The organism is Providencia sp. UF-224, assembly GCF_058245955.1.
Map to the genome: position 1 here is coordinate 57,279 of NZ_JBSICC010000006.1, position 12,675 is coordinate 69,953.

Genomic DNA, 12,675 nt, shown 5'->3' on the forward strand with positions numbered 1-12,675 from the left:
GCAGTTAAAACAAAAACAATCAATCGAAAAATAACTGGAATATCCCATTATTTTTTAGATTTAAAAATCAAAAAAAACTACCAAGAAAAAATAAAACAAGACTTAACTTTCTATTCAAAATTACCAAACTTAACGTTAAAACATAGTGCGATTCATGATGTATTAAACCACTATGATTATTTTACTTTCCATGGTGAAAGCCACTTTGATACTTTAGTTGAACTCGCAGAGCAAATAGAACACCTTGATTATGTCGATTATTGTTGCGTTAGCCCAGATACCACCGGATATCTAGCCCCAGAACTACCTGTAAACCCCGAACAAATTGACGATATTACAAGCGAAAGTGACGATTTTATCACACCTGATTTTACAGCAATGCAAACTTACCTTAATGCACCAAATGGGATGAACGTCCGTGATGCTTGGGCTAAAAATGTTAATGGCTCATCGGCAGTGGTGCGCCACTTAGACTTTGGTATCTACCGAAACCATGAGGATTTAATCAACTCCAATATCGTTGTCGTCAATAGTCGCCCAGAAACTGAAGATTGCGACCACGGTACAGCATCAACAGGTTGTATCGTCGCGACTAACAATGAATTTGGTGTAACGGGTGTTGCCCATCAATGCCAATTTTACTTCTATGACACTGGCGACCTTGATTTGCTCGCTGAACATGCTCAACCCGGAGATATTGTTAGCCTAGATGTACAATTCGATATTGGTGGGAAATTAGTTCCAGTCACCGCAGTGCGTGGCTGGTGGGAGCGTATAAAAATCATGGCGGATAAAGGCGCCACCGTGATCCTAGCAGCAGGAAATGGCGGGTTAGATTTAAGCAAGCCCGGTGTGATGGAAGATTTCGGTGATAGCGGCAGTATTTTAGTGGGTGCTTGTAATTACCAAAATGGAACTCGCGCGTATTTCTCTAACTACAACAGAGAGGTAGCCTTTATTAACTCGTGGGGAGATTGGAGCGTTACCACGACGGGTTATGGTTCTTTACAAAAATTACCCGGTGATAACCGCAATTATTCACGTGATTACGCAGGTACATCAAGCGCAACGCCGTTATGCTCTGGTGCATTAGCGTTAATCCAAGATTACGCAAAAAAACAAGGGGCAATTTTATCCCCGTGGCAAATGCGCACAGTGACGAGTGCATCAAATTATACTGAGGGTGTACCGTATGGTATTGGCTATCGCCCAAATGTCGATTATTTGTTGAATATCGTTGATAACATCATTCGCGAGTCAGACTTACCCAAAAGTGCATAACCTTCACGTTCTCAAGCCGCCTACTACGTGGCGGCATTTCCCCCTTCAAGGGTTAAGACCGATGTGCAAACCTTCTCAAGCAATGCTTTGTTATGGCTAAAGATAATCATTCCTAAGGGGCGCTCTTCTGAAAGCTGAATTAACAACTGCCAAATTTCTTTTTGTAAGTGTGCATCTAGCTGTGCTGTGACTTCATCCGCAATTAAAATTTGCGTTCGCGGGTCTAGAGCACGTAACAATGCAATCCGCGCCAATTCCCCCCCTGATAACTCATTAGGCCGCCGCTCTAACCATTGTGGTTGGATGGAAAAACGTGTAAGCCAGTCCGAGTCAGGTTGCCATGCATCACGTAAACTTGCCCCTACCGTGCGATACGGATTAAAGCTTTTTTCAGGATGCTGAGGAACCAGCTGAATGGGGCAATAACCTTGTTTAGAAAGCGGTTTTCCTGCGAATAAAATCGAACCTTCAGAAGGTGTTTGCCACTGTGCTAAAACGCGACCCAGCGTTGTTTTACCAAAACCACTAGGTGCAGAGATCCCAAGGCGTTCATTGGGGGCAAGGGAAAAACTAAAATTCCGCCAAAGGGTTTTCCCCCCTTGTTCAATACTCAGGTTTTTGACCGCTAAAATGGGTTCGATATCCTTCATTTCATTGCCATAAATTGATGTTCTGGCAGTGCATTCCATAACGATTGCAGCCATTTTCCCCCACCGCCTTGTTTTAAGGTTTGGCTACTTAACACATCTTCCAGTACCCCATTGCGTAGCAACGCAATACGGTCAGCAAAACGCACTGCCATGGATAAATCATGGGTCACCCATAAAATGCCTCGCCCATCACGGCAAAGATTTTTCATATTTTCAAGCAATTGCAGCGCATGTTCATCATCCAACCAAGACGAAATTTCATCAGCAAGGATATATTGTGCACAGGATAATGTTGCACTGCTTGCTAGCACCCGCTTTGCCATACCACCAGACAGTTGACTGGGATAACTATTTACCAAGCTTTCTTGCAAGTTATATTGCTGAAGATGGCGTGCTACATCATGCATTTTAATGTGTTGCCCGCTAAGTACTGCCGCCCGTTCAAGTTGAGGGCCAATTTGAATCAAAGGATTTAACGCGCTAACTCCTTGAGGAATATAGCATAAGGAATTACCACGGTGCTGCGGCTTATTTTTCTCTGTCAGTGTATTACCGTTGAGGCTGATCTTCCCTTGGCAACGCATATTATCGGGTAGTAAGCCAAGAACACTTTGTAATAACAAGCTTTTTCCTTCGCCACTTCCCCCGACTAGGGCCACCATTTCCCCGGGCTGGATATCAAGGGTAATATCTTGCAGTAATGGCGACCATTGCTTACGACCTAACCAGCGAAATTTTGCGACATCAATAGTCAGCTTATCTAAGCTCAACATGTTGCCCCCTTCAGCCATAGCTGCGCCGCGGCTTTTGCAAACTGGTCAAATAACAACACGAGTCCCATCAAAGCAACTCCGGGAAACACCACCAGCCACCATGCCCCTGTACTGAGATAACGTAATGCATCGGACAATAAAATCCCCAATGACGGTTCATGGGGCGATAGCCCAAAACCAAGGAAACTCAGTGCCGCACTATGCAGTACCGCGTGTGGAAACATCAACAATGTGCCGACCATCCATTGTGGTAAGATCATCGGTAAATAGTGATAGCGCCAACGATAAACGGCGCTATTGCCAATACGTTGGGATAACATGATGTAATCCGCCTGCTTCACTCGCAGTAACTCGGAGCGTAAAATCAAGGTAAGCTTAGGCCAGTGCGTAAGGGCAACCGCCCAGATCACCCCCATTTTTCCACCGCCCAAAGTAAAGCAAATCAGCACCAGCAGCAAAAGATGCGGCAATGCTAATAATGCATCAATCACACCGCGCACCGCGTAATCCATCACCTTACTCACGGAAGATAGCCCAGCCATCACCAAGGCAATAAACCCACTGGATACCGCTGCAATCAAACCAATTTGTAAGCTGGTCGCGACGCCTTGGAATGTTCTTTCGAAGAGGTCACGGCCTAAATTGTCTGTACCGAATAAGTGTACCCAAGAGGGGGCAAGCCGCCTATCCAACAGGTTCATGTCAATGTCCGTTGATGACAACCACACGGCATAGCTCGCTAAAACAACCAATAAAGTTAGCGAGATAATTAATTTAAAGAGTGCTCGATTTGGGTTGTAGGTCATGCGTCTCTCATCACTCCCTTGTTCACTTTTTTCAATAAAACATCAGCAACCGTATTACTGAAAAAAATCAAAGTGGCACACAACATCACTATCCCCATCAATAAGGGGATATCACCTCGTAAGCCTGCATCGATGGTCGCTTGCCCTAACCCCGGATACGCAAACACTTTCTCTGCAAGAAGCGCCCCACTGAGTAATTCCCCCACAGACGCAAACTGCAAACAAATTGCTGGAGTGATAGCATGTTTAAGCACATGAAAACCTATCATTGACCAGCCTTTATCCCCTTGCGCTTGGGCGTAATGAATAAACTCGCTGTTCATCACGTCCATCACTTTTGCGCGAGTATGCAGAGCAATATTGCCCACCCCCAGCATTCCTAATGCAATGACAGGCAAAACAAGGTGATAGAGTTTTTGGCCAAATGTCGCCGTTTCTTCATCTAAGCCAATGGGCCATGCGCAGCAAATCGGCGCCCATTGCAATGACACAGCAAACAGCGAAAGCAGCAGTAACCCCACCCAAAACACAGGAATAGACGCTAAAAGGTAGCTAAGCGTTGAAATCAATTTATCAGGCCAGCGGTTAAGGTACCGCCCCGCCACTAAGCCTAACGCAAAGCCAACGATACCCGAAAAAAGCCAAGCGCAGATAAGCAGCGCTAACGAGGGAACAAGGCGATTTGCTATCACTTGCACAACAGGCGTGTTGTACAACATGGAATAGCCCATATCCCCTTGTAACATTTGAGAAAACCAACGCCAAAACTGCACCCATAGCGGCTGGTCAAGCCCCCAACGCGCTGCGATTAAGGCATATTGCTCGGGGGGGACATGCAATAAATCATTACCGATATAGGCTTTTATTGGGTCGATAGGCGAATAGCTTAGCAGGATAAAGATACCCGCCGCCGTCACGGTCAATAAACAGATAAAACGCAATAAAAGCCCAAGAGTCGTTCGCATTACTGGCAGGTCCATGCCCATTCATCAACGTTATTTAACACTGACCAAGAGCCATGAATTTCAGGCGCGCTGGTGCCTAAATCCACACAATTATTCAGTAAGTAAATATGTTGTAAGTTCATCAACCAAGCCCAAGCGGCATCACCTTTAATGCCCACGCCCGTTGTGCCATTCCAATCTACTTTTTGCCATAACGGAATCGCCGCATTTTGGTCAGGCTGGCGCAGCGCTTCTTCTATTAACTCATCAACCGCGGTATTTTTATAATAACCCGGATTATAGAAACCAACGCCTGCGGCTTTACTGCTGTAGTTATGGACAATTTCCATCGGGTCTAAGCTGCCCCAACCAAACAAAGTTGGGTTGGCGTGCATATGACGCTCAACGGTTTCCCAGCTGCCTGATTTTAAATCCATCTCAATGCCGATAAGTTTTAAACTTGAACGGATAGCTTGGGCTAAATCACGGCGCGTGGTGTCGCCGCTGGCATACCAGAGCGTCAGTTTTGCCACCTTACCCTCTTTCTCACGCAGGCCATCTTTATTCAGCTTCCAGCCCGCCTCTTCTAAAATGGCTTTCGCTTTTTCTGTGTCGCCATCTTTAAAGGCAGAATCAGGGCTATTCCACGGTAACCCTGCCACACCGGTATAAGCGGGAACCGCAAAACCTTCGAGGACAGACGCGGCTAATAATTTACGGTCAAAAGCGTAATTAATCGCCTTACGTACCGCAACATCGGAGGTGATATCATTCCCGACAGGATTACCCTGCGCATCTTTTCCACCCGCAGGCGGAATTGGGAACGAAATACCGCGGTTTTCCACACTATAACGCTCTACCAGTTTCATGTTTTTGACGTTATTGGCATTGGCGGCCACCGCAGCAGGGATACGGACAATTTCCAGTTGGTTACTTTGTGCCGCAGCAAATGCCGCATCTTCATCAAGGAAGACGAAAACCATTTTATTGAAATCGTTTTTTGGCCCAGCGTAATACGGGTTTTGCTCAACAATTAATTGCTGCCCTGGCTGGAAAGTCACTAAGCGGTACGGGCCTGCACCAATTGGGTTATGCGCATAGGTTTTTGCATCGTATTTATCGGCGCAGACAATTCCAAGGGAGCCTAATACATTGATAAAAGTACTTTGCGGGGAAGATAAAGTGATTTTGACGGTTAATGGGTCAATTTCCTCCGCTTTGGCAAAGTTACCCATATCGACTTTACCGCCACTTGCAGCGGCATTATTGTAGGTAAATACCACATCTTTGGCAGTTAACGGCGAGCCATCTGAAAATTTTAAGCCTTTTTTTAGCGTTAATGTCCACTCTTTCCCATCGGCATTGTGTTGATAGTTTTCCAGCATATAGCTGTGCCATGAAAGGTCGGCTTTTTGTTTGAGTAATGGGCTGTGTAACAGAAGGTAGCTGCCGTGGCTCCACCCTAGCATCGGGTCAAAACCTTCGGTCGGTTCTGCGCCAATGGCTAAACGTAATGTTTGTGAGTGAGCCGGTTCTGCGGCGTGTGATGGTAGCGTCAGCCCCATTAAACACATAGCCGCAACGATATTTTTAATCATACATCCCTCGATAGTTTGGTTTTATTTTTATCACTAAATAAAAATGAAACATCATCAGGCAGCTAATGATATTGGTGACCATTAACTGCCGCTATTGGTGAGATATTCACTGTGCGTAGAGTAGCAATGTTTAGTTATATTAAATTTTAAACCACGCTTTCTACGTTCTATATCAATAGAACTTCGAATTTAATGAATAATTCGCAAAAACTGCTCCTCTCTTTGATTTACCTTAATAAATCAAAACGTAAATTTTACGCTTCCACGTCTTTATCAAATTCAATAGGCACTGAATTTAACGATAAATCGGTAATAAAAGACGGGTCATTCGACTGCCTTGATTGCAACCGAAATTGTGATGGTGTCATGGCGTATTTTTTCTTAAAGACATCACAAAAATAGGCATTGCTACCAAACCCACAGCGATGACTAATTTGAAATACAGAATAATTTGAGAAGGTTAAATAATTTAATGCCATGCCCATTCGCACATCCAATAATAATTGGCGAAATGATACCCCCTCTCGATTAAGGTGCCTGCGCAACGTCGATGGCGTGGTGAATAAAGCCTTCGCCACGTCCTCTAAATGCCACTTTTTTTGGGGTTCTTGGGTAATTAAATGGGTAATGGCTTGGTTTTTCGGCTCATCATAATTAAAGCGGAAAATATTGAGAATATCGACGCCCGCTTGGTATATCGCCAGTAAAATAAAGTACAGGCTTTGCTTCATTAACAATGCTTCTTGGGATTGGCTCTGTTTTTTTAATGGCAAACATTGTTTGAGCAAACTGAAATTATCACTCACCGTTTCGGGGGTTAATACCTGAAAAGCAGGCACATGGCTCGTCAGCGGCGCACCAGACTTCATTAAGGTCTTTAATAATAAAAAGACCGATTCTAACTCTGAGTCCGTAATCGACAGTGTGTGCAACTCAATCGATTGATTAGATACGCACTCAATATTACAGGAGACTTGGCTGTATTTTGGAATAATAAGCGTCAAATTAGACTGCACATCAATGGATTGGCCATTAATCACCACATTCCCTTTCGCCCCTTGCAGCATGGCTATCATCGCGCTTTCAATATAAAACGCTTTTAACACCATTTGGCTTGATGAAAGAAAATATTTATATTCCATAATCTCAATAAACTTTGGTCAAAGTCAGAAATCACCTGCTAGAAAAAGCAGGTTGATGAGCAGACAGAAATACAGCCATTCAGATAAATAGCAAATAATTACGCTAGTTGATGGCTTCTGCTACTTCGCTAGAATGCGGCTCAGAATATAGTCCTGTTAGGCTAAAATCGCAATATAGAGATCCGCTCATTTTTTACTGTTATTTTACGTATTGTGAGTTTTTCTAAATAAATTGCTATTTAATTGAAAGGTAATTTTCGACATAAGGTGTAAAATCGCGCGGCAGATGAATGCGAGCCTATAACGCATCATTATAGATAATTATTTTTTCGTGTTCATTCACATCCTACCCTACTTGCATTAGCTTATACTGCCTAGAACCCAACCATTCGGTGAGGGGTATAACTATACATGTTCGCGTATTGTTCATTGCCTGATTTGCAGGAGAAAGTATGTCTGAGTTTTCAGGATCAGGTTGGTTAGCTGAGATTTTTTTACGCTATGAACTCAAACGGGGTGCAACACGCCTGACCGATAAACAACATATCGGCCCTTTAATGGTGCAAAGGCCATTTTACCCTGAGCAAGGGGTTGCCCACACCTATTTACTCCATCCCCCGGGTGGTGTGGTCGGTGGAGATAAACTCCTGATTAACATTGACGTGCAGCCACACGCCCATTCGCTGCTGACCACCCCGGGTGCGACCAAATTTTATCGCAGCGCAGGCGGTGTTGCCCGCCAAGTACAGAATTTAACCGTTGCCGCTGATGGTTTTTTAGAGTGGCTACCGCAGGAAAATATTTTTTTCCCTGATGCGCAGGTTCGGCTTGAAACGCATATCCATGTCGCCGCGTCATCAAAATTTATCGGCTGGGAAATGCAATGTTTAGGTCGCCCTGTTTTAGGGGAATGGTTTGAAAAGGGTGATGTCCGTGGGCGTTTTAATTTTTACATTGATGACACCCTCACGCTGACTGAATCCTTGTATATCGATGGCACACAAAAGCAGTCTGCTGTCATGCGTGAATACCCCATGATGGGGTCGATGTACATTTACCCTGCCAGTGATGAATTAAAAGAAAAAATCCAACAGCATTTACGTGATTTTTTATCCCCAACGGATAGCCCTATTGAGTATGGGCTGACGGATGTGGATGGCATTTTAGTTTTGCGATTATTAGGCACGCAAACTGAGCCAATGATGGCGTGTTTTGCCCATATTTGGCAAACCACACGACAGTATTGGCTAGGTTATTGCCCAGAACCTCCCCGTATTTGGGCAACATAAATTTTTCGTTTTAGGAGCAAAAATGGAACTCACACCAAGAGAAAAAGATAAGTTATTGCTTTTTACCGCGGGCCTTGTCGCTGAAAGACGCTTAGCCCGTGGGTTAAAACTGAACTACCCTGAAGCCGTTGCCCTAATAAGCTGCGCCATTATGGAAGGTGCTCGTGATGGCAAAACAGTTGCTCAACTGATGAGCGAAGGCAGAACAGTGCTCAGTGCAGACCAAGTCATGGAAGGCGTACCTGAAATGATCAAAGACATTCAAGTGGAATGCACATTCCCCGACGGCACAAAACTTGTGTCCATTCACGACCCAATTGTATAGGTGGCAATATGATCCCCGGTGAAATTAAAGTGAATCAGGCTTTAGGCGACATCGAACTGAACGCGGGTCGTGAAACCAAAACCATTCAAGTGGCAAATCATGGCGATAGGCCGATTCAAGTCGGCTCCCATTACCATTTTTATGAAGTGAATGACTTCCTGAAATTTGAACGAGACGGCACGCTGGGTTTTCGTTTAAACATCCCTGCGGGCATGGCGGTGCGTTTTGAACCCGGCCAAAGCCGCACGGTGGAATTGGTGGCATTTAGCGGTAAACGAGAAATTTACGGCTTCCATGGCAAAGTCATGGGTAAATTAGAGAGTGAGAAATAACCATGAAAACCATCTCACGACAAGCGTATGCGGATATGTTTGGCCCAACCCAAGGCGACCGTGTGCGTTTAGCGGATACAGAACTGTTTTTAGAAATTGAAAAAGATTTCACCACCTACGGTGAAGAGGTCAAATTTGGTGGCGGTAAAGTCATCCGTGACGGCATGGGGCAAAGCCAAGTCACTAGCGATAAATGTGTCGATGTGCTGATCACCAACGCCATTATTTTAGACCATTGGGGTATCGTTAAAGCGGATATCGGCATCAAAAATGGCCGTATTGCCGGTATTGGTAAAGCGGGTAACCCTGATGTACAGCCGAATGTAGATATCGTGGTTGGCCCTGGCACAGAAGTGGTCGCAGGTGAAGGCAAAATTGTCACCGCAGGTGGCGTCGATACCCACATTCACTTTATTTGCCCGCAGCAAGCCGAAGAAGGCTTAGTTTCTGGTGTCACCACCTTTATTGGCGGCGGAACAGGCCCCGTCGCGGGCACTAACGCCACGACAGTCACACCGGGGATTTGGAATATGTATCGCATGTTAGAGGCCGTAGATGAACTGCCAATTAACGTGGGGCTATTTGGTAAAGGGTGCGTGAGCCAGCCTGAAGCCATTCGTGAACAAGTTACCGCAGGTGCAATTGGCCTGAAAATTCACGAAGACTGGGGCGCAACTCCGATGGCAATTCACAACTGCTTAAATGTCGCTGATGAAATGGACGTGCAAGTGGCGATTCACTCCGACACCTTAAACGAAGGCGGCTTCTACGAAGAAACAGTAAAAGCCATCGGCGGGCGCGTGATCCACGTGTTCCACACGGAAGGTGCAGGGGGTGGCCATGCCCCTGACGTGATCAAATCCGTTGGAGAGCCAAATATTTTACCCGCCTCGACCAACCCGACAATGCCATACACCATCAATACGGTGGACGAACATCTGGATATGTTGATGGTATGTCATCACCTTGACCCATCAATTCCTGAAGATGTGGCTTTTGCAGAGTCACGTATTCGCCGTGAAACCATTGCCGCAGAAGATATTTTGCATGATATGGGCGCTATCTCCGTGATGTCCTCAGATTCCCAAGCCATGGGGCGCGTTGGCGAAGTGATTATGCGCACGTGGCAATGTGCCCACAAAATGAAATTACAACGCGGCACGATGGAAGGCGATACCCCTGACAGTGACAATAACCGTATTAAGCGTTACGTGGCGAAATACACTATCAACCCTGCGTTAGCCCATGGTATTGCTCATGAGGTTGGTTCAATAGAGAAAGGTAAATTAGCCGATATCATCCTGTGGGATCCGGCCTTTTTTGGCATCAAACCTGCGCTTATTATGAAAGGTGGCCTCGTGGCGTATGCGCCAATGGGGGATATCAATGCCGCCATTCCAACGCCGCAACCTGTGCATTATCGCCCAATGTATGGGGCGCTCGGTAAAGCGAAGTACCAAACCTCGATGATTTTTATGTCAAAAGCGGGGATTGAGGCAGGCGTGCCAGAAAAACTTGGCTTACAAAGCTTAATTGGTCGCGTTGAGGGCTGTCGCAATATCAGCAAGGCCTCCATGGTACACAACAGCTATGTGCCACACATTGAGCTCGACCCTCAAACCTATATTGTAAAAGCCGATGGCGTACCGCTGGTGTGTGAGCCCGCCACTGAGTTGCCAATGGCACAACGTTACTTTTTATTCTGACCCCCATTAAGAGCCAGAAAATGAAAAAATTTATTAAAGTCGTTCCACCAGAACAACAGACAGACACTGAATTGTCCCTGTGCTTAACCATGGACGAGCGCACTAAAAGCCGCTTAAAAGTCACCTTAAGTGATGGGCAAGATGCAGGGTTATTTTTACCCCGTGGCACCATTTTAAAAGAAGGGGATATTTTAGCGGCAGAAGACGGTGAACAGGTCACCATTATTGCGGCAAAAGAGCAAGTTTCCACCGTTTACAGCGATGACCCTCTGCTACTGGCACGGGTTTGCTACCACTTGGGGAACCGCCATGTTCCCCTGCAAATTGAAGCAGGCTGGTGCCGTTATTTTCACGACCATGTTTTAGACGATATGGCGCGTGGATTAGGTGCAACGGTTAGCGTGGGTCTGGAAAAATATCAACCTGAGCCGGGCGCTTACGGCGGTTCATCAGGCGGTCATCACCATCATCATGACCACGATGATCATCATCACCACCACTAATCAGGTTCAAGGAGTGTCTCGATGCTAGCGGATTTGCGTTTATACCAATTAGTCAGCCCGTCCTTACCTGTGGGGTCATTTACCTATTCCCAAGGGTTAGAATGGGCGATTGAAAAGGGCTGGGTGACCACACCTGACACCCTCGCCAGTTGGCTAACGGCACAAATGACGCACGCAATCGCGACATTGGAACTCCCTGTGCTACGGCAAATTCACGCCAATCTTTCACGCTCTGATTGGCAGCAAGTGACTTATTGGTGTGACTTTATTATTGCCAGCCGCGAGACCAAGGAACTTCGCCAAGAAGAACGCCAGCGAGGCATTGCCTTTGCCCGATTGCTCCCACAATTGGCGATTGAACTTGATGCCACGGCATTGGCGTGCGTGAAAAAAACGCAATTAATGGCTTTTGCCCTTGCCGCCACACATTGGGATATTGACGTTGAAAAGCTGTGTACCGCCTACGCGTGGGGCTGGCTGGAAAACACCGTGATGTCTGGCGTGAAATTAATTCCACTGGGTCAAAGTGCGGGGCAACATATTTTGTTTACCCTTGCCGAACGTATCCCTGAGATTGTGGCGCAATCTGCCACATGGTCAGTTGACGATATCGGCAGTTTTACCCCTGCACAAATCATTGCCAGCAGTCGGCATGAAACCCAATACACTCGACTTTTTCGTTCATGAGAAAACACACAATGCAAGAATATAACCAACCCCTGCGAATTGGTGTCGGTGGCCCTGTTGGTTCAGGGAAAACCGCCCTACTAGAAGTTTTATGTAAAGCGATGCGCGATACCTACCAAATTGCCGTCGTGACCAATGATATCTATACCCAAGAAGATGCCAAAATCCTCACCCGCGCTGAAGCATTAGACGCCGACCGCATTATTGGTGTGGAAACAGGTGGCTGCCCGCATACTGCGATTCGTGAAGATGCCTCCATGAACCTTGCGGCGGTTGAAGAGCTGGCAATGCGCCACAAAAATCTGGATATCGTGTTTGTGGAAAGCGGTGGTGATAACCTGAGCGCCACATTCAGCCCAGAGCTGGCGGACTTAACCATTTATGTTATCGACGTCGCAGAAGGCGAGAAAATCCCACGTAAAGGTGGCCCGGGGATCACCCATTCTGATTTACTGGTGATCAATAAAATCGACCTTGCCCCGTATGTCGGCGCTTCTTTAGAAGTGATGGAAGCAGATACTGCCAGAATGCGCCCCGTGAAACCGTATGTTTTCACTAACTTAAAGAAAAAAGTCGGCTTAGAAACCATTATCGAGTTTATTATCGATAAAGGCATGTTAAGGCGTTAATCAGTTAATT

At 46.0% G+C, this 12,675-nt stretch carries 14 protein-coding genes; 8 read left to right on the forward strand and 6 right to left on the reverse strand.

Features of this window, described 5'->3' with window-relative positions; all coding sequences use genetic code 11:
* Nucleotides 1-378 precede the first annotated feature (378 nt).
* Nucleotides 379-1,281, forward strand: a complete 903-nt coding sequence (locus AC4IFO_RS07935; protein WP_490733320.1) for a S8 family serine peptidase — start codon at nucleotides 379-381, stop codon at nucleotides 1,279-1,281.
* A 23-nt stretch (nucleotides 1,282-1,304) separates the two neighbouring features.
* Here AC4IFO_RS07935 and AC4IFO_RS07940 read toward each other — a convergent pair whose 3' ends face one another.
* From AC4IFO_RS07940 to AC4IFO_RS07965, 6 genes are all read right to left on the reverse strand, one after another.
* Nucleotides 1,305-1,913, reverse strand: coding sequence for an ABC transporter ATP-binding protein (locus AC4IFO_RS07940; protein WP_490733514.1), 609 nt, complete (start codon nucleotides 1,911-1,913; stop codon nucleotides 1,305-1,307).
* A 14-nt stretch (nucleotides 1,914-1,927) separates the two neighbouring features.
* Nucleotides 1,928-2,704 (reverse strand): ATP-binding cassette domain-containing protein, encoded by a 777-nt coding sequence (locus tag AC4IFO_RS07945; protein WP_490733322.1) that lies wholly within the window; start codon nucleotides 2,702-2,704, stop codon nucleotides 1,928-1,930.
* Entirely contained in the window at nucleotides 2,698-3,510 is an 813-nt protein-coding gene (locus tag AC4IFO_RS07950; RefSeq protein ID WP_490733324.1) for an ABC transporter permease, read from the reverse strand. Before AC4IFO_RS07950 ends, AC4IFO_RS07945 begins: the two co-directional genes overlap by 7 nt.
* Nucleotides 3,507-4,490, reverse strand: coding sequence for an ABC transporter permease (locus AC4IFO_RS07955; RefSeq protein WP_490733326.1), 984 nt, complete (start codon nucleotides 4,488-4,490; stop codon nucleotides 3,507-3,509). The genes AC4IFO_RS07950 and AC4IFO_RS07955 overlap by 4 nt, the downstream gene beginning before the upstream one ends.
* On the reverse strand, nucleotides 4,475-6,052 hold the full coding sequence (locus tag AC4IFO_RS07960; RefSeq protein WP_490733328.1) for an ABC transporter substrate-binding protein: 1,578 nt from the start codon (nucleotides 6,050-6,052) through the stop codon (nucleotides 4,475-4,477). The genes AC4IFO_RS07955 and AC4IFO_RS07960 overlap by 16 nt, the downstream gene beginning before the upstream one ends.
* A gap of 254 nt (nucleotides 6,053-6,306) precedes the next feature.
* Entirely contained in the window at nucleotides 6,307-7,194 is an 888-nt protein-coding gene (locus tag AC4IFO_RS07965) for an AraC family transcriptional regulator (RefSeq protein WP_490733330.1), read from the reverse strand.
* A gap of 452 nt (nucleotides 7,195-7,646) precedes the next feature.
* Between AC4IFO_RS07965 and AC4IFO_RS07970 the strand changes: the two genes are divergently transcribed.
* From AC4IFO_RS07970 to ureG, 7 genes are read left to right on the forward strand one after another with little or no spacing between them, the layout of a single operon-like run.
* Nucleotides 7,647-8,483, forward strand: coding sequence for an urease accessory protein UreD (locus AC4IFO_RS07970; protein WP_490733332.1), 837 nt, complete (start codon nucleotides 7,647-7,649; stop codon nucleotides 8,481-8,483).
* A 22-nt stretch (nucleotides 8,484-8,505) separates the two neighbouring features.
* On the forward strand, nucleotides 8,506-8,808 hold the full coding sequence (locus AC4IFO_RS07975; protein WP_219244483.1) for an urease subunit gamma: 303 nt from the start codon (nucleotides 8,506-8,508) through the stop codon (nucleotides 8,806-8,808).
* A gap of 8 nt (nucleotides 8,809-8,816) precedes the next feature.
* On the forward strand, nucleotides 8,817-9,140 hold the full coding sequence (locus AC4IFO_RS07980; RefSeq protein ID WP_219244484.1) for an urease subunit beta: 324 nt from the start codon (nucleotides 8,817-8,819) through the stop codon (nucleotides 9,138-9,140).
* Between the two features lie 2 nt (nucleotides 9,141-9,142).
* Nucleotides 9,143-10,846: an urease subunit alpha gene (gene ureC / locus AC4IFO_RS07985; protein WP_219244485.1), complete on the forward strand. Its 1,704-nt coding sequence runs from the start codon at nucleotides 9,143-9,145 to the stop codon at nucleotides 10,844-10,846.
* 20 nt (nucleotides 10,847-10,866) lie between these two features.
* On the forward strand, nucleotides 10,867-11,349 hold the full coding sequence (gene ureE / locus AC4IFO_RS07990; protein ID WP_490733335.1) for an urease accessory protein UreE: 483 nt from the start codon (nucleotides 10,867-10,869) through the stop codon (nucleotides 11,347-11,349).
* Nucleotides 11,350-11,370: 21 nt separating this feature from the next.
* A complete protein-coding gene (locus tag AC4IFO_RS07995) occupies nucleotides 11,371-12,036 on the forward strand; it encodes an urease accessory protein UreF (RefSeq protein WP_353243762.1) in 666 nt (221 codons plus the stop codon).
* Between the two features lie 11 nt (nucleotides 12,037-12,047).
* Nucleotides 12,048-12,665 carry an urease accessory protein UreG gene (gene ureG / locus AC4IFO_RS08000; protein ID WP_004908472.1) on the forward strand — a complete coding sequence of 206 codons (618 nt, stop codon included), beginning with the start codon at nucleotides 12,048-12,050 and terminating at the stop codon, nucleotides 12,663-12,665.
* Nucleotides 12,666-12,675 lie beyond the last annotated feature (10 nt).

Excerpts from the sequence above, each read along its gene's own strand:
- AC4IFO_RS07935 (WP_490733320.1), top strand. The coding sequence starts at position 379 with ATGCAAACTTACCTTAATGCACCAAATGGGATGAACGTCCGTGATGCT.
- AC4IFO_RS07945 (WP_490733322.1), bottom strand. The coding sequence starts at position 2,704 with ATGTTGAGCTTAGATAAGCTGACTATTGATGTCGCAAAATTTCGCTGG.
- AC4IFO_RS07950 (WP_490733324.1), bottom strand. The coding sequence starts at position 3,510 with ATGACCTACAACCCAAATCGAGCACTCTTTAAATTAATTATCTCGCTA.
- AC4IFO_RS07955 (WP_490733326.1), bottom strand. The coding sequence starts at position 4,490 with ATGGACCTGCCAGTAATGCGAACGACTCTTGGGCTTTTATTGCGTTTT.
- AC4IFO_RS07960 (WP_490733328.1), bottom strand. The coding sequence starts at position 6,052 with ATGATTAAAAATATCGTTGCGGCTATGTGTTTAATGGGGCTGACGCTA.
- AC4IFO_RS07965 (WP_490733330.1), bottom strand. The coding sequence starts at position 7,194 with ATGGAATATAAATATTTTCTTTCATCAAGCCAAATGGTGTTAAAAGCG.
- AC4IFO_RS07970 (WP_490733332.1), top strand. The coding sequence starts at position 7,647 with ATGTCTGAGTTTTCAGGATCAGGTTGGTTAGCTGAGATTTTTTTACGC.
- AC4IFO_RS07975 (WP_219244483.1), top strand. The coding sequence starts at position 8,506 with ATGGAACTCACACCAAGAGAAAAAGATAAGTTATTGCTTTTTACCGCG.
- AC4IFO_RS07980 (WP_219244484.1), top strand. The coding sequence starts at position 8,817 with ATGATCCCCGGTGAAATTAAAGTGAATCAGGCTTTAGGCGACATCGAA.
- ureC (WP_219244485.1), top strand. The coding sequence starts at position 9,143 with ATGAAAACCATCTCACGACAAGCGTATGCGGATATGTTTGGCCCAACC.
- ureE (WP_490733335.1), top strand. The coding sequence starts at position 10,867 with ATGAAAAAATTTATTAAAGTCGTTCCACCAGAACAACAGACAGACACT.
- AC4IFO_RS07995 (WP_353243762.1), top strand. The coding sequence starts at position 11,371 with ATGCTAGCGGATTTGCGTTTATACCAATTAGTCAGCCCGTCCTTACCT.
- ureG (WP_004908472.1), top strand. The coding sequence starts at position 12,048 with ATGCAAGAATATAACCAACCCCTGCGAATTGGTGTCGGTGGCCCTGTT.